Annotated in this window: 17 protein-coding genes; 15 read left to right on the top strand and 2 right to left on the bottom strand. The window is 42.9% G+C overall.

The features are described from left to right. Positions 1-186: 186 nt before the first annotated feature. The gene (locus tag IEW26_RS20435) at positions 187-750 is read left to right on the top strand and encodes a type 2 periplasmic-binding domain-containing protein (protein WP_188593665.1); all 564 of its coding nucleotides are present in this window, start codon (positions 187-189) and stop codon (positions 748-750) included. Further along, complete coding sequence (locus IEW26_RS20430; protein ID WP_188593664.1) at positions 747-1,157, top strand: DUF2000 family protein; 411 nt, start codon at positions 747-749, stop codon at positions 1,155-1,157. The genes IEW26_RS20435 and IEW26_RS20430 overlap by 4 nt, the downstream gene beginning before the upstream one ends. Positions 1,158-1,390: 233 nt before the next feature. Here the strand turns inward: IEW26_RS20430 and IEW26_RS20425 are convergent, their stop codons facing one another. Beyond that, positions 1,391-2,611, bottom strand: coding sequence for an MFS transporter (locus tag IEW26_RS20425; protein ID WP_188593663.1), 1,221 nt, complete (start codon positions 2,609-2,611; stop codon positions 1,391-1,393). Between the two features lie 352 nt (positions 2,612-2,963). On the opposite strand from IEW26_RS20425, the gene IEW26_RS20420 reads away from it, so the two are divergent. Beyond that, on the top strand, positions 2,964-3,545 hold the full coding sequence (locus IEW26_RS20420; RefSeq protein WP_188593662.1) for a TetR/AcrR family transcriptional regulator: 582 nt from the start codon (positions 2,964-2,966) through the stop codon (positions 3,543-3,545). Positions 3,546-3,679: 134 nt separating this feature from the next. On the opposite strand, the gene IEW26_RS20415 is transcribed toward IEW26_RS20420, so the two are convergent. Continuing rightward, positions 3,680-4,804, bottom strand: coding sequence for an LLM class flavin-dependent oxidoreductase (locus IEW26_RS20415; protein ID WP_188593661.1), 1,125 nt, complete (start codon positions 4,802-4,804; stop codon positions 3,680-3,682). A 294-nt stretch (positions 4,805-5,098) separates the two neighbouring features. Here IEW26_RS20415 and IEW26_RS20410 point away from each other — a divergent pair, with 294 nt between their 5' ends. From IEW26_RS20410 to IEW26_RS20355, 12 genes are all read left to right on the top strand, one after another. Further along, positions 5,099-6,493, top strand: coding sequence for a helix-turn-helix domain-containing protein (locus tag IEW26_RS20410; RefSeq protein ID WP_188593660.1), 1,395 nt, complete (start codon positions 5,099-5,101; stop codon positions 6,491-6,493). A gap of 245 nt (positions 6,494-6,738) precedes the next feature. Then, a complete protein-coding gene (locus IEW26_RS20405; RefSeq protein ID WP_188593659.1) occupies positions 6,739-8,112 on the top strand; it encodes a helix-turn-helix domain-containing protein in 1,374 nt (457 codons plus the stop codon). Positions 8,113-8,140: 28 nt separating this feature from the next. Then, a complete protein-coding gene (locus tag IEW26_RS20400) occupies positions 8,141-9,052 on the top strand; it encodes a helix-turn-helix domain-containing protein (RefSeq protein ID WP_188593658.1) in 912 nt (303 codons plus the stop codon). A gap of 17 nt (positions 9,053-9,069) precedes the next feature. After that, the gene (locus IEW26_RS20395; RefSeq protein ID WP_229729949.1) at positions 9,070-9,495 is read left to right on the top strand and encodes a hypothetical protein; all 426 of its coding nucleotides are present in this window, start codon (positions 9,070-9,072) and stop codon (positions 9,493-9,495) included. Positions 9,496-9,766: 271 nt separating this feature from the next. Beyond that, positions 9,767-9,973, top strand: coding sequence for an aspartyl-phosphate phosphatase Spo0E family protein (locus IEW26_RS20390; RefSeq protein ID WP_188593656.1), 207 nt, complete (start codon positions 9,767-9,769; stop codon positions 9,971-9,973). Between the two features lie 211 nt (positions 9,974-10,184). Further along, on the top strand, positions 10,185-11,183 hold the full coding sequence (locus IEW26_RS20385; protein WP_188593655.1) for a hypothetical protein: 999 nt from the start codon (positions 10,185-10,187) through the stop codon (positions 11,181-11,183). A 386-nt stretch (positions 11,184-11,569) separates the two neighbouring features. Continuing rightward, on the top strand, positions 11,570-12,469 hold the full coding sequence (locus tag IEW26_RS20380) for an ATP-binding cassette domain-containing protein (RefSeq protein WP_229729948.1): 900 nt from the start codon (positions 11,570-11,572) through the stop codon (positions 12,467-12,469). Positions 12,470-12,681: 212 nt separating this feature from the next. Then, positions 12,682-13,359, top strand: coding sequence for an ABC transporter permease (locus tag IEW26_RS20375; protein WP_229729947.1), 678 nt, complete (start codon positions 12,682-12,684; stop codon positions 13,357-13,359). Between the two features lie 325 nt (positions 13,360-13,684). Beyond that, a complete protein-coding gene (locus IEW26_RS20370) occupies positions 13,685-13,873 on the top strand; it encodes an aspartyl-phosphate phosphatase Spo0E family protein (protein WP_229729946.1) in 189 nt (62 codons plus the stop codon). Positions 13,874-14,255: 382 nt separating this feature from the next. Then, on the top strand, positions 14,256-16,202 hold the full coding sequence (locus IEW26_RS20365; RefSeq protein ID WP_229729945.1) for a sensor histidine kinase: 1,947 nt from the start codon (positions 14,256-14,258) through the stop codon (positions 16,200-16,202). Positions 16,203-16,207: 5 nt separating this feature from the next. Continuing rightward, a complete protein-coding gene (locus tag IEW26_RS20360; RefSeq protein WP_188593653.1) occupies positions 16,208-16,984 on the top strand; it encodes a response regulator transcription factor in 777 nt (258 codons plus the stop codon). Positions 16,985-17,085: 101 nt separating this feature from the next. Continuing rightward, positions 17,086-18,381 carry an ABC transporter substrate-binding protein gene (locus IEW26_RS20355; protein ID WP_188593652.1) on the top strand — a complete coding sequence of 432 codons (1,296 nt, stop codon included), beginning with the start codon at positions 17,086-17,088 and terminating at the stop codon, positions 18,379-18,381. Positions 18,382-18,421: the final 40 nt, after the last annotated feature.

Here is an 18,421-nt window from a genome sequence, read left to right as displayed (position 1 = left end):
ATTTGAAAATGAAAAATGGATTTCATAACATTATAGCTCATTATTTTCCATATACAATACATTTTTTGTAAAAATATATGCACAAGAATACATATTTTTGTTACGTTAAAGTGTTAATTGACAGCAGGAATTTTTTGGTATAATATCGTACCGAATTGGAAAATGGATGGGAGGAAATAGAATAAAATGGAGATAACCAGAGACAAATATGCCATACTGGGCACATTGGGTGACGATGAAGGATTTCTGACCTGCAGCATGCATATTGCGAAAAAAATGGATAATTCTGATATGATTAAACCATACCCCGAGTTCGAAGCAGCTGCAGAAGGCCTGAAGTCAGGTGAGATTTCCTGTCTGCTGGTCCCTGGAGCGTATCCCAAGCTGAACAGCTTCATTATGGATTCCGATCTGGTGGTGTCCGAGAGCTTTGTAGAGAAAATTCCTGCTTTGGTGCTGTCGGGCTTTCATGCCATATGTCCAGAGCAGATTGATACCATTTTTCATCATCCGGCGACTACATACTTATTATCTGAACTTGATATCAACTATAGAGAGAACATCCCGGTATCCTCGAACCCTGAGGCTTGCAGGAAGGTGATGCTGAATACAGAAACCTCCATTGCGCTCACGAACCAGCTCTGTGCAGATCATTATGGGCTGGTGACGTACAAAGTGCTGCGTGAAGGAATTCAAATGCCATGGGTATGTTTTACGAAAAAACCACAGAGGGTGAATGCACTCGTATGAAGAGAATCGCAATTATACTGGAAAAAAATCTGGAGCAGGGAGCCGCAGCCAACGTGGCAGCCCTGCTCATGGGACAAGCTGCCCTGAATGAACCGGGGTTATATTCAGATCAGCCTGTCCTGGATCAGAGCGGTGTTCAGCACGCAGGTATTCGATACAGCACCGTAATTCTGAAGGCGGGAGAGAATCAACTGATCAATCTGGTCAATGCCTGTTCTGAGGATAACGACAGTTTGGGACATCTTGTTTTTACACAGACGGGGCAATCCCTTAATAATGCCTTTGAACAATATGCAAGTGAGATTGCAGCGATGGCATTGGAGGCCACCAAGGTTGTTGGCGTCATTGTGTGGGGAGAAGATGAGCTGGTTCGGGCCAAGACCAAGAAATTCAGTGTGATGAAATAAAGAAGGTCCGGGGATACGCTTCAAAGTGGGTACAACAGACAGGATGTTGCGGCTGGCTAGAACGGAAGAGAGCAGATCAGAACAGAACAGATCGGAACAGATCGGAACAGATCAGTGCGGCTTGACCGTGCGGGGTACAAATATAGCGAGAAGGGCAGAAGCTATCCTATGGATAGGCCTCTGCCCTTGCTTTGTATAAGGGGAATTTTGTAGATGAATGCTCTGTATATAGGTTATGTGCTGCTGACAGTCGTTATCTTGGTCTCCGTGAAGTAGTATAGCAGAGCGAGCAGCGGCATGAGCAGACCAATCAGCGCAGTGAGGCTCCAGCCGCCATGTGCATAAGACCAGCTTCCGAGTGAAGAGCCGATGGCACCTCCAATGAAGAAGATGGACATGAACAGACCATTCACCCGGCCCCTTGCTTCGTTAGCCAGAGAATAGATCACCCGCTGACCGAGCACCAGATTGCCCGAAACAGCCATATCCAGGGTGATAGCGACCACAACCAGCAGAATTAATGAAGCTGTGGAATGGCTTTGGAACAGATAGGCTAGGCCAAAGGAAGCTATAGCAATAACCATTGCGGCTCCGGTGAGTACTCGGGTAAAACCGCGGTCTGCCCATCTTCCGGCAATCGGAGCGGCGATGGCACCGCCTACCCCGGCCAGAGCAAACCAGGCGATCCCTTGCTGAGACAAGCCAAAGTCGTTTGCCAGCCGGAGAGGTACTGTTGTCCAGAACAGGCTGAATGCGCCGAACAGGCTGGCCTGATAGAACGCGCGACGCCGCAGCATCGGCAGGGTACGAAGCAGTGTGCCAAGGGAAATCATCAACTGTCCATAGGTCAGGTTTGGATCAGGCTGACGGGCTGGAAGTGCCCGTGACAAGAGCAGCATGAGCAAGGCGATCACAACCGCGGAGAAAGCAAACACCGCCTGCCAGCCCATAGCACTGGTGATAAAGCTGGCGACAGGACGTGCGAGCATAATGCCGAGCAGCAGTCCGCTCATAACATTGCCGACGACCTGCCCACGCTGTTCTTCGGAAGTCAGATAGGTAGCATAGGGTACGAGAATCTGTGCCACAACGGACCCGATGCCGATGAGCAGTGAAGCCGTCAGGAAGAGGAAGGCACTGGTGGAGAAGGTGGCGGTGATCAGCGCTAGTACAAGGACAATGAGAAACAGTACCATCAAACGGCGATTCTCAATAATGTCGCTGAGCGGCACGATGAACAGTAGACCAATGACATATCCGATCTGTGTCAGCGTCACGATTAATCCGGCTGCAGCAGAAGAGAGACCTGTGGCGGTGCTGATTGGCCCGAGAACCGTCTGGGCATAATACAGGTTGGCTACAATCAAACCGCAGGAAGCGGCGAGCAGGAAAATAATCCAGGCAGGCACGGTAGTCTGAGTCTGGCGTGCACCTTGTTTCTGTTTCGTGTTCATAGGATCGACCTCCAATAAAAGTTTATGATGATTCAGTTGACATTTGTATCGCGAATTGCGGATGAGATGAAATAATGAACGTTCCGTTTACTAATTACACCTAAATAATATACGATACGTTTAGTATTGTAAATAGGCAGTTACAAAACAAAGCAAACTTACATAAAGATGACGGAAATATAATGACATTACAGGCAGCCTGGAAATGTATATTGACGCTGCATTTTAGTATAATGAACGTATCGTATTTTTTATTGGGGATAACAGCGATTGGAAGGTTATTCTGTCATTGAAGTGGTTGTATAAATTTTTCGTTGAGCTTACATAGATGATGACAATGGAGGGGTCTGCATTGACTGCAAAAAGAGGACGTCCCCGCAACATGGAAACCCAGAATGCCATTCTTGCGGCGGCCTATGAACTGCTGCTTGAGGATGGGTTCGCTGCGGTGACAATCGAGAAGATTGCCGAACGTGCACAGGTAAGCAAAGCAACGATCTACAAATGGTGGCCAAGCAAAGGCGCTGTTATGCTGGACGGGTATATGTCGGCGTTAACGGCCAGGTTGCCTGTGCCGGATACGGGGTCAGTATATGAGGATGTGCTTGCTCATGCAGGGAACCTGGTTCAATTTTTGACAAGTGCCGAAGGGAAAGTCATTACACAGATTATCGGAGAGGGGCAGTCTGATCCCGTCCTAGCGGAAGAATACCGAAGCAGATATATTCAGCCGCGCCGCCGCGAGGCATGGGGCATTCTGGAGAAAGGTGTGGCACGTGGCGAGTTGAAGCAGGGACTGGATATTGGACTGTATATCGACATGATCTATGGGCCTGTGTTCTACCGGATGCTGGTCACGGGTGAGCCGATGGATGATACGTTTGTGGAGCTGCTGCTAGGCGCGGTATTCAAAGGCATTGGGTCTGAGGCATAGCAGCAAGTGCAGCAGCATGTGATAAGTGAAGGAAGAGAAGAAAAGGAAAGGAAAAGGAAAAGGAAAAGGAAGAGGGCAATACGGAGGGATTCCGAATTACCCGGGAAGCGGTTATGTGTGGCAGGGCGAAGTTATTATACCTGAAAGATCGGGGAGATGGCAGAGGGCCATATGTCCGTTGGTTTGGGGACGAAGGGACCTTCGTGCTCGGTCAACAGGGGAGGATCATTCCACACTGAACTTGGCAGTTCGCGTCGTAATACAGGGACCACTTCTGTGGCAAAACGTTCCACTTGCTCCAACTGCTCGCTATGCGTGAGTCCGTCAACGCTTATACTTAGCACCTGGTGCCCGTAAGCGGCATGATAATCCAGAATCTTCGAGATCACCTGCTCCGGGCTGCCGATCAAAACCGGGCCGCGGGCAATGTTGTCCTCCAGGTCCGTAAAAGGAGACTGGTTATGCTGTGCCGCCGCGGTGGCATGAAATGCTTCATAGTACGGCTTGTAGCGGCGAATGGCTTCTTCGCCCGTGCTCGCAAGATAGAGGCTGCCAGCACCAGAACCAATCACAGCTTGTTGTGCATCATGACCATAATAAGTGAGGCGCTCGCGGTAATGGTCGATCAAAGCTTTGTATTTGGCCTGAGGGTGGAAGGAATTCGAGGTAAAGAGCGGCTCACCATATTTGGCAGCCAGTTCTGTAGATAATGTGCTCGACGCACTGCCATGCCAGATCGGAATGGACTTCTGAAGGGGCCTCGGCCAAGTTGTCACTCCATCAAGTGGAGGGCGGTATGTCCCTTCCCAGGTGACATTTTCTTCCGACCATAGCCGCTTTAGCAGATGGTAGCGCTCATCCAGAGAGTCCCACTGTTGCTCTTCACGAATGCCAAACAGCGGATAATGACGCGGGTCATTGCCTTTGCCGATAATCAGCTCCAGCCGTCCACCCGACAACTGATCCAACGTAGCATAATCCTCGGCAACCCGAACCGGATCAAGGATGCTGAGAACCGTAACCGTGGTCAGCAGACGAATCCGTGAGGTGGCCGCAGCAATCGCTGTTAACACAACGGGCGGCGATGATGACAGAAAGGGTGCGCCGTGTCGCTCACCGATGCCGTAGGCATCGAATCCCAGTCGCTCAGCGAGCTGAGCTTGCTGCAGGATGTTATGGAATTTCTGCTGAGTTGTCAAAACTTCCCCTGTGACGGCATTGGGTAGATTCATCATGAGGCTAAACAAGGCAAATTTCATTGAATGTGCTCCCTTGCTTGTATAAAAGTGTCTGTCCGTGTTGTATAATCCTATTGAAATAGTAGGATATTGAAGTTGGAATAACTGTATCATGTTCCTTCTCATTCTTCTAATGGATTTTTTCTATAAGCAATTGGGGACTAAGCCAAACCAGAAATGGAGAAGGATCTTTTTCTGGGAGAAAATTGTAAAATAATTGCCACGATTTTTATTGACCACTGTAAAATTTAGGATTAAAATTGGTGTAATCATATAAATTCAAATTTCTGGATTTTAATTGTGGAGGTGGGATACATGGAACCTGCAACTACGATACGCTCAACGATTGAGGATTACATCAGGAAACAGGGATATACCCTTCAATATTTTGCAGATATATCGGGAGTGAACGCCGGGACGCTAAGTGCAATCATTAAGGGAACTCGTCCCATCGCCATGGCGCAGCTTGATCTGATTACCCAGGGCATGAATCTGGAGGAAGGTTATTTCTACGAGACGTACGGTGCGGAGTGCTTCGTGGAATCGGCTCCCCACTGGCGAAGGCTTGAGCCTTTCCTGCAGCGCTGTGCAGAATTGGACAAGCTGGACTGCATCCAGCGGGTGATTCAGCAGGTAACGGACGATCGCTCCTATATCTCGGAACTGTTCGAAATGGCCGAAGGCATGCTGGAGCGCGGTCAACAAAAAGCAGCCCGCATGTTATACGAATGCGTAGCCGAGTGCGAGAAATACCAGCATTCCGAGCGCCTGGCCCTCTGCCAGTATCGCATCTTCACCCTCTCGCTTGGTCAGAATCAACATGATAACCTCCGTGCCGCTGTGCACTTTGAGCCATATATTAATCGGCTTGATGAGGAAAGGCAGCTGGATGCGATTAAGGATTTGGCGAATACGTACTCCGCACTTCGCTATTGGGACAAGTTGTTCGCGCTTGCAGATGAATTGGGACATAAAGCGGAAATTATTCAATCGTATACAAAGAAAAAAGTTATTAAAGAAAATAGGATTACAGCGTACCCTTTATTTGTATACAGAGCTTATTCGAATTTGCTTAAAAGCAGTGCATGTGAGTGGAGAGAGATGTATAACGATGCACTGGAATATACAAATAATTATGCTTCTTTGGTTAAGATACCCAATCCTGATGATGAAGACATGATATATATCAATATGTTCAACAGATGGGCAGAGGTTAATACTCAATTGTATAAACTTATGATGGGAAAGACAGAGGTTCTACCGGAATATTTAGCTTGGATTGAGCAAAATGAAGAGGAAACACTTACTGGTCTTGTTAAAATTATAGAAGCAGCAAATAAATACGACTTGGATATAGATTACGTTATTTCTAAATTTGATAATTCCATTAATTCTATGTTGAATGATAGAACTTTATCAGAAGGATACAATGAACAAATGAAAAACAATCTGTACTCAAAACTTTTATTTGAGTTGGCAATGTATTATTTTAAAAGAGAACGATACATGGAAGGAATACAGAAGCTTGTCACTTGTTTGAGTTCAGCCATCAAGATTAATAATTCTAATGACATAATACAATGTGTTGCTCTCTTTGAAAGGTATAGGTCTTTTGCATCTAAAGAAATAGAAGATATCTATTATAATCTAATGGAGGAGGTTTACGGCTATTATGAAATCAAAAAAAATCATAGCTATACTTTTGTTTAGTGTTGTTATTGTTAGTTTTCCTACTATACTAATTAATGTACAAGATACAATCTATAGTTTGCTAGCACATGGTGATGGAATGTTGTAAGGATCAAAAACTTAAACAACACTAATTAATAGCGGTTTATTTCCGAATGCGGAAGTAAGCCTTTTTGTATTTTCATAGATTGACCGATGTAAAATACAGGATTAAAATAACATTTATTATATGTTATTGAATTATAAGTGATTTAGGTGATGGAGGTGTGATGGAATTGGTACCTACAATAAGAGCACATATTGAGAAATATATGAGAGAACAAAATCTCAAATTGCAGCATTTTTCCGATATTACAGGAATTAATGTTGGGACATTAAGTGCTATTCTTAAGGGGAGCAGACCAATGTCTATGAACCAACTGAATCAGATCACTTCAGCAATGGGATTAGAGAAGGGGCATTTCTATGAGAGTTATGGGGTAGAGTCCTTCATTGAATCATCGCCTCACTGGAGACGTTTGGAACCATACCTATACGAGTGTGCTGAAATAGGTAAATTGGATTGTATACAACAAGTTATTACTCATGTGACGGACGATCGATCTTATATAGAAGAGTTATTCGAAGTAGCTGAAGGTTTCTTTGCTAGACGATTAAATGGAGCAGCTCTTATTTTATATGAGTGTGTTGCAGACAGTGAGAAATATCAACACTCGGAGCGGCTGGCCCTTTGTCAGTACCGTATTTTCCTGCTTCATAAGACACTGAGCAAATTTGATAATCTTAAAGCGGCAATAAAGTTTGAACCATATATTGATAAATTGAATGAGGAAGTACAGTTGGACGCCATTAAAGATTTAGCTAACATATATGCTTCAATTAGCTTATGGGATAAGGTTCTAGAATTGGCTCAAGAACTGGAAAAGAGAGTTAACTTTCAGATTAAATTTCAAAATAAAAAGCATAAAACTAAAGGTAGGAAATCTTTTTATCCTCTATTTGTTTATAATGCTTATGCTAATCTGCTACAGGCTAATGTCTCTGAAGATCGAAAACAATATGTACAGGCATTAAAGTACATAGATATATATGAAAATATTCTATATGAAATTAAAAATCCAACTAAAGAAGAACAAGATTTAATAATGCTATTTATGGGGTGGGCTAAGGGTAATCGATATTTATATACATTATTTTTAGGCGATTTCGAAGTTCTAGATGTTTATTTAGATTATCTGGATGCCAATCCTAAAGAAATCCTAACAGCATTCGTATATATTGTGAAGTGTGCTAATCAGTATTCATACAATATTAATTACGCATTGGATAGATTCCATAATTTTCTCGATAAGAACAGGCTAGTTAACTACGTACTAGGGACGAACAATTTGCATGATTTGAATTTTAGTTATACTCACTTATTCTACGAACTAGCAAAATACAGATTAAGTCAAAACCAAATCCAGCAGGGGATCGAACATTTAATTACTAGTTTCGAACGATCTGTCTCAAGTAATGATGACATGATGTGTATTAAATGCATTGATTTGTACGGAAAATACAGACATTTCGCCAGTACGACCCAGGAAGAGCAGTATACAAAACTAATAGACAAGTTAAGTGTACCAACTTTTCAATAGTAAAACATCTGGGGAGGACGATGAAGACATGTCCAATATACGTACCTATATTGAAGATTACTTGAAAAATGAGGGATATAAGCTACAGCAATTTTCAGAAATGGCTGACATTAATGTTGGCACATTAAGTGCGATCATCAAAGGAACCAGACTTATGTCAATGAATCAACTAGACCAAATCACATCAGCAATGGGTTTGGAACAGGGGTACTTTTATGAAATGTATGGAGTTGAATGTTTTATTGAATCTGTGCCCCATTGGAGGCGATTAGAACCGTTCTTATATCGTTGCGCTGAGCTTGGTAAGCTAGATATTATTCAAAAAGTCATTACTCATGTGACAGATGACCAATCCTATATTGATGAGTTATTTGATGTGGCAGAGAGTCTCTATAATAAAAGCATGAATGAATCGGCACTCATTTTATATGAATGTGTGGCCGACAGTGAGAAGTATCAACATTCGGAGCGGTTGGCCCTCTGCCAGTACCGCATTTTCTTGCTTCATAAAACAATGAGTAAATTTGATAATCTCAATGCAGCAGTAAAGTTCGAACCGTATATTGATAAATTAAATGAAGAAGTGCAATTAGATGCAATTAAAGACTTGGCTAACGTGTATATGACAATAGATTTGTGGGACAAGGTTGATGCATGGGCACGGGAACTGGAACGGAGAACTGAATTTCAATTAGAAATGCAATCCCGTAGGCGAAAAAATAAAAGAAGGCTAACAGCCTATCCTCTTTTTACATATGCAGCCTATGCAAACTTATTAATATCAAGCGTTTATGGTACCCGCAAGGAATACGATAAGGCCATAAATTATCTGCAAAAATACATGAAGATAATTGAGATTGAGAATCCTACAGAAGAGGATCAAAATATAATAGATCTATTTAAGAAATGGGGAGAGGGAATCAATATGTATTCCGAATAATGGTAGGTCAGGAGAGTATGATTTTCCCTTATTTAGGATATTTAGAAAAAAACCCGGAAGAGATATTAACTGGTTTGCTAAATATATTGGAAGCAGCTAATCAGTATGGATATAATATTGATCATGTTTTGAAAAAGTTTGAACATCCAATTAATTTGTTTAATACCGACTTTCATAATAAAGATAATTATAACTATCAAATGATAGACCGCGGGTATAGAGTTTTTTATTATGAAATGGCAAAATATCAAATAAATCAATGTAATTATTCACTTGGAATTGATGCCTTACTTATGTGTTTAGATCTCTCTTCTTCAAGTAAAGATGATCTGATGTGCGTTAAATGTTTAGACTTGTACGGAGAGTATCGGAGCGAAGCCAATGAAACACAGATGAAAAAGTACAAAAATGTAGTAGAAAAGTTAAGTTTGCCGACTTTTTGATACAGTAAAATGCGTTGATTTATATGGAACTTACAGACAGCAAGCTAGCCGACAAATATTAAATAAAACAAACAGCCTATCTGCTTTTGAGGTAGGCTGTTTTGTGTTTAGAGAAAGGATAAGGTAGAGCGCAATGCCTTTTCTAAAGTTTTATTTTTACAATATTATGCAAAACATAATATGTTCTAAAAAGCACCTGTAGTCATTAGTAAAAGTAGATAGCTTACTCATATTAAATGTTTTTCTAGAATGTCCTAGAGGGGTACATGCCATGAGAGAACTAAGTATCTTGAAAGACCAAATCGAGCAAGGTCGGCAAGAGTTGAGTCGCTTGGTAGATCAATATGGAATCCCGAATGTGAAAGTGCTTGAGCAGTCTATGGCGTTGGATGAGCTAATTAATGAGTATAATCGATTTACTCTAGGAATGGACGTGAATAAAAAGATTCGTGAAGTTCACAAAAATATAAGTTTCTAAATAATAGTTAAACTCTAAAATTAGATTATTATTCATAAAAAGTATATTTTAGTTTATTTTGAAAACGATTATATAATTCTTTTGGGCCTATTTTATTTATAAAAATGGAGGTGGTCTTATCGTTCCTAAACAGGACAATTTATGATCTATGTGGATACACAGCAATTCTAGATTTCAAAGATAGTTATAAACTTAATGGGAGGACTTAATAATGAAAAAAGCTTCAACTATTCTAATGGCATTCTTACTCTGTTTTTCTTCATTAACTCTTAGTAAGGTTTATGGTGAAGATACTGATTCAAATTTAAACGCTGAACTTTTGAGTAAAATAGGATATTCACAAGAAAACTCTTTAACTACCATTACTACAGATATCACAAAATATGCTCAGTTGGGATTTTCGTCAGAAGAAGTAGAAGAGCTTACAAACGAAACGATTGATTATCTTGATAATATAGACGGAGAATTAATCGGTGCTGATCGGAAATATATGGAATTTAGACCCAATGGAACTGTTGAAGAGATATCAGAGCAGGATTTTGAAAAACATGAAGTTGAAAAAAAATTACAACAACAGGTAGAGAATTATTTTTCAACTAATAGCATATGTACTATTACTCAATCAGGTTGTCGTGATAATGAAATCACGAGCAATTGGATGCAATTAACAACAACTATTTCCAAAATAAATAATACTAACCCACAAGAATATTTAATCAAACATGATTTTAAGTGGTTAAAAACTCCTTTTTATAAATATAAGGATGCAGTTGGAGTAGCTCATCATACTAGCTTGACACCAATCCAGAATAGTGAATATTTGACTTATTCATTGGACTCGTATTACTCTAGAAATATAATTATTGGCGCTGGGCCATGGACAAGTGAAGGAATTAAAAATATTCACTATGGTTCAGCCAATGATAAGACTGGTGGCATTGGATTTGAGTTTCCTTTACAAAACGATTCTGCTAGTCTCGTTAATGGTAAACAGCATAGATATGAAAATCATAGAGGCACAGTTCTTTATCGAGCGATAAGAAACAACAGTTCATTTACACATGGCGATCTTTCAGGACACTATATTCATACAGAGTCTGGGATTTCTGGATCTTTAGGAGTTGATGCTAAAGGCACTGGTTCGTTTTCAATAACACCAACTGTTAAACAGGATGCTGCAATTCAGACTGGAGTTTCTTTTAAATATTAGAGGGGTGAGATTTAATTGCAAATAGTCATTATTGCTCTCCTAATAGTAATTATCATCTTTTTATTTGTCATCAATGAAAAACTTCCACCACGCAATTATTTAGAGGAAGCTATTCGAAGAGACGAACAGGCTAAAAAGAAACATAATTAATAAATATTTAACGCTAAAGACCTAAAGTCCATATATGTGATTTTAGGTCTCTTTGTAGTTGGAAATTATCTAACAGAATAAGTTCTATACTAAGACGCTATAGCTTTTGTGATGGCTTGTTCTTCAGTACATCCCTGTGATAATCATTTCCTTTGGGAACACCTGTTAAAGAAATTGTGAAACGGTCACCTGCAGCGGATGTATAGTTACCGTAAACAGAGTCGGAAGGAGCTATTATGAACAGAATTCTGAAAGTAGATAACTTGAAGATCAAATTTAAAAATGATCTGATACTAAATAATATTTCACTTTCACTCAATGCTGGTGATGTTTATGCATTAGTAGGAATCAATGGTTCTGGCAAAACTACTTTGTTATCCAGCTTAGCTGGACTTCTCTCACCAACCTCAGGAAATATCTATATTGAAGAGAAATTAAAACAATTTAACCAAACGAGTATGTCATTCCAACCCACTTCTTCCTACTCCCATTTAACGGGTAACGATAATGTACGATTATTATCCCCTGATCCCCAAAGAGCATTGAAAATATTAAAAAAACTAGATCTGACTACACCACAAATAATGAAAAAGAAAGTGAAGACGCTGTCTTTTGGTCAGAAACAACGACTAGGAATAGCTATTGCTCTTTCGAAGAATGCGAAAGTTTATCTTTTGGATGAACCAACAAATGGACTCGATCATTACTCCTATAATAGGTTGGTCGAAGTAATTCAAGATATGTCAAATCAAGATTGTTGTTTTGTTATAGCGAGTCATGAGTGGGATGTAATAGAACATTGCTGTAATAGACTTGGGATGATAATTCATGGACGAATTGAGAAAGAATTGGATATATCTGATTATAATGATGGTGTGCAACCAAAATTAATTCAAATAAAAGTAAATGCAGAGCTTAGCACGAATGAACTTTTGGAACTGGATGGACTACTGAATGCAAACAGGTTAGATCGTTTTTCTTGGAAAATTACGCTTGATAAAAATTGTACATTTGAGTCTTTTCAAGATGCATTACGCCAAAAAAATATTTCGATTAACGAATGGATTACTTTGAATCATGTACAAGAATGGGAATCTATTTACAATCAGCTTGTAGAGGGGGGAAATCATGATTAAATCCTATACGAATGAATGCATTAAGCTTTTGAAACACCCGTTCAGTATATGGTCAACTGTGATCTTCCTGGTATTTGTTGTATACACATATTTAAGTGTCGGATCAAATTTTCAAAACTCATTCCAAACGTTTATGGATAATAGTGGATATTCTTTGTAACAAACATATGAGTTTATCCGCGGTTCAGAACCACAGCAGTTCTTTATCCGCGATGTTATTTATCTTGAGTCCTACAATGGCAATAGCCTATTCACTTGCTTCTGTAAATGCCCTGGGACCAATCATAATCTCTATCATTGGTGCGCTGATATTTGGAATAGAATACCGCAGCTATACGCTCAGACAATTATGGGTTAAAGGCTTGACGCGTTTAGAAGTGCTGCTTGCAAAAGTTATGGCTATATTTACATTTATACTTTTGTTTATGTTGCTGACAATCCTTGTTGGAATGATGTTCAGCTATGTCACTCCAGCTGTTTTTAATCTTCCGATGGATTTAGTAAACACGAAAATAATAACGATTAAAGATTATTCTCTACAAATGCTAGGTTCTATTATAAGTCTATTATTGTGGGGGATGTTTGCAGGTTGCATCACCGTTTTGAGCAAAAGTTTAATGGCGGGCATCATTGTTGGTTTTATCTACCCAACCATTGAATCATCCGTGTTCCATAGCTGGTCTGTAGGACAGTATTTACCTTTATTCATTCAAAAATCAATGCTCCCTATTTTATTTAGAGATACGGCTTATGGAGGAATTGTATCATTCTACGATATGCCTAACATTTATTCCTTAACTAAAAGCATGCTGTTTACCTTAGCGTATACATTGTTTTTCCTGTTAATAACATGGATTGCTTTAAAGAAACAAAGGACTCTCATGCCATAGAGGTCTTTTAGACGGCGATATTCTTTGCTTATACCATTTCTCTTCTACTCAAAATTGAGCCAAGGATGCGCTAATATCCCTACTCTTTACAACAGCCGCTTCTAAGGGCGGTGGCTGTGCATAGGTAGCTGAAATAGACCATTACCTTAGCTGGGGCGGTCTATTTCTTTTTGTTTTGATTATCATACAATAGGAAGATTTGAATTAATTTAAATTTTATGAAACTACCTTGCAAACAATCATTTGACTTTGCAAAGGAATAAAATATGAATTTTTTGGCAATGTATCCTAAAATGATGTAGAAAGAAAGAGGGGGGTGCATGCTGTGAGTGAACCGATGCAGATCAAAGATCGAATTGAGCGAAATAGACAGGAGTTACGTCGCTTGGCGGAGAATCATGGCATGCAGGATAATAAAGTCCTCGAGCAGTCCATGGTTTTGGATGAATTGATCAATGAATATTACCGATTTCAATATAAAAAGCGTTATATGAAGAGACAGCCGACTGCGTAATGCAGTCGGTTTTTTGATGTTACAACTCGTTTTAGAAGATTCAAGAGATTCATCTTAGAGTTTTGCAGAAAAACAACACAATAAGACATGCCCGATTAGCATATGTAATGAAGGAAGTCGGCTGCAATTTTGCAGTCGGCTTTTTAGTGTTGTCTCCAACAGTATACTAATCTCTCCCCAAACTCCTCACGCGTCTGCCTCAATCCGTATCTTTTCTTGAAAACTCGTACCAAATCCAGAGCTTACAGGATAGTGAGCAGGACTCTACACTGGATATGATGACCTCAATTCGTTCTGGAATAAAGCTATTTAAATGAAGCGTTTGAACGATCTCATGGAATCACAGCGAGGTCACATACAATAACTCAGCGAGGAGGGATACATGAACATGATAAAAAGGCTGCGGGACTACGTCAGGAGGCTTTGTTCTATCTGTTTCGAGCATGCTTTCAGCTCCAAATGCGCATTGCGATCTATCCGAGGTTTCATTGATTTCAGCTCTATGCGAAAAAGCATGAATCTGCGCTCCAGGCTGCTGTTTCTCTTTCTGGCACTGACGCTGCTGCCGCTAAGCTTGCAGGGGGCGATGAGCTACGCGCATTTTTCGCAGACGCTGGATCGAAAGACGGAGCAGTTCACCATCGATATGGTGCGCCAGATCAACACCAATCTGAACCGGATGCTCAAGGATTTCGAGCGTTTGTCGCTCTTGCCGCTCTATGACCAGACGGTGCTTGATATCTTACGAGAGTACGATGGCCCGATGGGTTCGGGGACGTGGGCGAAGTCGGATAATTATCTGAAAATGAAGCTGTACACGTCAGCTCAAGCCTATGACCGCCCGGAGATTCGGGGCATTCATCTGCTGAGCAACAGCGGTATTCTGTTCTCCAATCTGGACTCGCTCGCGGTGAAACCGGTCTGGGACGGGAGCCGGGAGAGCTGGTTTGCCGAGCTCAGGGATACGGAAGGGAAGTGGCGCTTGCTTCCTCCGCATGTCCCCGGCTATTACGCAGGTGAGCAGGAAGTGCAATACATCACTGTAGGTAGAGAGCTGCGTGATCCGGGCACGCTTCGGCGGCTGGGTTATATTTTGATTGATATTCGCCCGGAGGCCTTTGGGCAGCTGCTGTCCAATCTGAATTTTGAGCAAAAGGCAAGCCTGATGATTGTGGACAGCCAGCAGCGTCTTATTTTCGAGCGAGCTTCTACAGAAGGGCTGTTTGCTTACGGGCCTTTATTATCTCAGGGGAAATTTAAGAATGATGCAGACCAAAAGGTAGAACTGGATGGACAGTCCTATCTCCATGTAAGGCATGTTTCTGGGTATTCCGGGTTGTCGGTGATCAGCCTGACGCCCATAGCTGTTATACAGAAGGAATCCAGGGAGATGCTTACCTTCACCATGGGACTGGCGCTGTTATGTATGGCGGCTGTAGCGACCCTTGCTGTGCTGATATCTTACAGGGTTACCCGTCCGCTCATTCGCTTGAAGCATCACATGATCCGTGTGGAGCAGGGTGATTTCAGCCAGCGGGTTGCCCATTACAGCAATGACGAGCTTGGTCAGATCAGCCGAGGGTTTAACCGTATGATGGAGGAGATTCATCGCCTGTTCCGTGAAGTGTATTTACTCGAAATTCAGGAACGGGAGGCCGAGCTGTCGGCACTGCAGAGCCAGATTAACCCTCATTTTATATACAACACGTTGGAGTCTATTAACATGATGGCTATCCGTGAGAGACATGCCGAGGTATCTGCAATGGTGACGGCGCTTGGCAAGCTGCTGCGATACACCATAGATAAGGCGGATCGCATGGTGCCCCTTCGGGAAGAGCTGGCATTTGTCGATGCCTATGTGCGAATTCAACAGGTGCGTTACAACGGTGAACTGGAGATCATCTATGACATTGAAGAGGAGGTTCATGACTGTCCGATCCCCAAGCTGCTGCTGCAACCGCTGGTGGAAAATGCAATCTGCCACGGGATTGAAGGAAAGTCAACTAGCGGTAGCGAGAGCGGCATCATCTGGGTTTCTGCGGTGTTATTTGATCAGGAGCTGCTGATTAGTGTGCGGGATAACGGCAAAGGCATGGAGCAGGACGAGCTGGATCGCTTGAATGCTTCTGTCTCTGGACAGGTCATGGAGCAACCCCAACCCAGCAATCCTATTTTGCATCGCCACGCCGGGGATAGTCTGGGGCTGCATAATATCGCTCAAAGGCTTCGTTTGATCTATGGGGAAGACAGCGGACTAAGTGTTGATGGAAGCCCTGGACAAGGGCTGGTTGTGACATTATCCATTCACCTTCAACCGAAAGGGGATTAGAACAGATGTATAAAGTGCTGCTTGTCGAAGATGAGACGATGATCCGTCAGGGATTGCGGGAGCTGATAGTACAGGCCTCACCTCAGTTTGAGGTGGTGGGGGAAGCGGCAAGCGGGGCCGAGGCGCTGCAGGTGCTGCGCTGCGAAGTGCCCGATGTATTAATCACCGATATCCGCATGCGCGAGATGGATGGATTGACGCTGGTTTCGCTGGCAAGAGAGATGTACCCTGATCTGCTGATACTTATCATCAGTGGGTACGGGGAGTTTGAATATGCACGCAAAGCGATGGAGCACGGGGTATTAAGTTATCTGCTGAAGCCAATCGAACGTCATGAGCTGGTAAAATGTGTGCAAAAAATGCAATCGCTGCTCGACCGTAAATACGGCCGCTCTACACTTCCCATACCAGAATCCTCTGGCACAGCAGAGCCGGATCACGGGGAACCTCGCAAAATTATTCGCAGCGTGAAGGAGCATATCCATCAGCACCCCGATGGTGATCTGCGGCTCCAGACGATGGCTGCGCTGGTCAACCTGAACCCGACCTATCTGAGCCAGCTGTTTAAAACCGAGACAGGCATCAACTACTCGGAATATATTGCGGAGGCAAGAATGGAGCGAGCCAAATGGCTGCTGGTCAACACCGGGCTCAAAATCTATGACGTTGCCCGGTTATCCGGATACCAGAGTCCAAAGCATTTCATGCTCGTGTTCAAGCAGCAGATGGGGTGTACGGCAGGGGAGTATCGTGATGGATACAGCACGAAAAAACCTCTTTAAATTCCGTACCATTTCTGCAACTGACGTGATTTAGGAGCAAGCAGCGCTTTCGATATACTGGGGTGGCACAGGAATACTATAACGCCATAAGGGGGATTTCCATGAAAAAAGCAGGACTGACGCTGATTCTCTTACTTATGATTACCGCGCTGATCGGGTGCACAAGCGGCGAAAAGGCGGGTAACTCTAACGCCTCTGGCGGAGAGAGCGACAAGGTAGAGCTGAAGTTCATGATGTGGGGCAACCAGGCACACATTGATGTGTACAACAAGCTGATCGATGGTTTTACAAAAGAAAACCCGGGCATCAAGGTGACGATGGAATCTGTACCCTTTGCCGATTATCAGCAGAAAATCTCAGTGCTTGCCGCCGGGGGTTCGCTTCCCGATCTGGCCTGGGTATCGGAACGCATGATACCACAGTTCAAGGCCAATCACATCCTGGCCGACGTGTCGGCATTCAAGGATGATGCACAATTTAAGCTGGACGATTATATTCCCAGCACGCTGGATCTCTTCCGTGAGGGAGATCAACTGTTAGGCTTGCCGTTTTCCACACCGCCGGTGGTGATGTTTTATAATAAAACGCTGTTTGACAAGGCCGGGCTGACCGATCCGAACACGCTGGCTGCCAAAGGAGAGTGGACGTGGGAGCAGTTTGAGGCATCTGCCAAAGCGATTACCAGCAAGGATGCGGCGAATCGCATCTATGGGGCTAACTTTTTTCGGGACTGGAAGACTTGGGCAGTGCTTTCCTCTTATTCCTGGTCGAATGGAAGCGGGCCATTTAATGAGGATATGACAGCGTTTACCTGGAATGATGAGTACGGTGTACAGACCTTTGCCATGCTGGAGCGTATGATGTTTACCGACGAATCCCACCCGAAAGCGGGAGAGCAGGTGAGCTTTGATGCTGGTAATGTGGGCATGTTCTTCGATAACTACAGTTATGTGTCCAAAGCAAGGGAGATCAAGGATTTCGAATGGAGCATTGCACCTATGCCGTCCGGCTCACAGGGCAGTGTACCGATGCTGGGGCAGGCGGGGTATGCGATGTTTAACGATAGCAAACACCCGGAGGAGACGAAGAAGCTGCTGAAGTATTTTGCCAGTGAACAGGGCACTCAGGCCACCGCGACGTATTTTGTGCCTGCGCGTACTTCGGTGCTGAACTCCGACGCCTTCATCCAGCAGCCAAACAATCCGAGCAAGGAGCATATCGTGCAGGCTGTTATTGATGAGATGCCAAAAGCGCGGCTGATTCCGGGGCATATTCGCTGGCAGGATATTGATAATGCGGTACTGCAGGGATTTGATCGGTTGTTTGCTCGGACAGCGGCTCCCGAGGATAATCTCAAGCAGATGCAAGCAGAAGTACAGCAAATACTACAGCCCTGAAAAGGCCAAGAAAGCAGTGATAAGTCATAGATGTAACGAC

It is taken from the genome of Paenibacillus silvae (genome assembly GCF_014639235.1).
Taxonomy (GTDB): domain Bacteria; phylum Bacillota; class Bacilli; order Paenibacillales; family Paenibacillaceae; genus Paenibacillus; species Paenibacillus silvae.
Note: the sequence above shows the minus strand (reverse complement) of the source record. Positions and strands in the feature narration are given on the sequence as shown.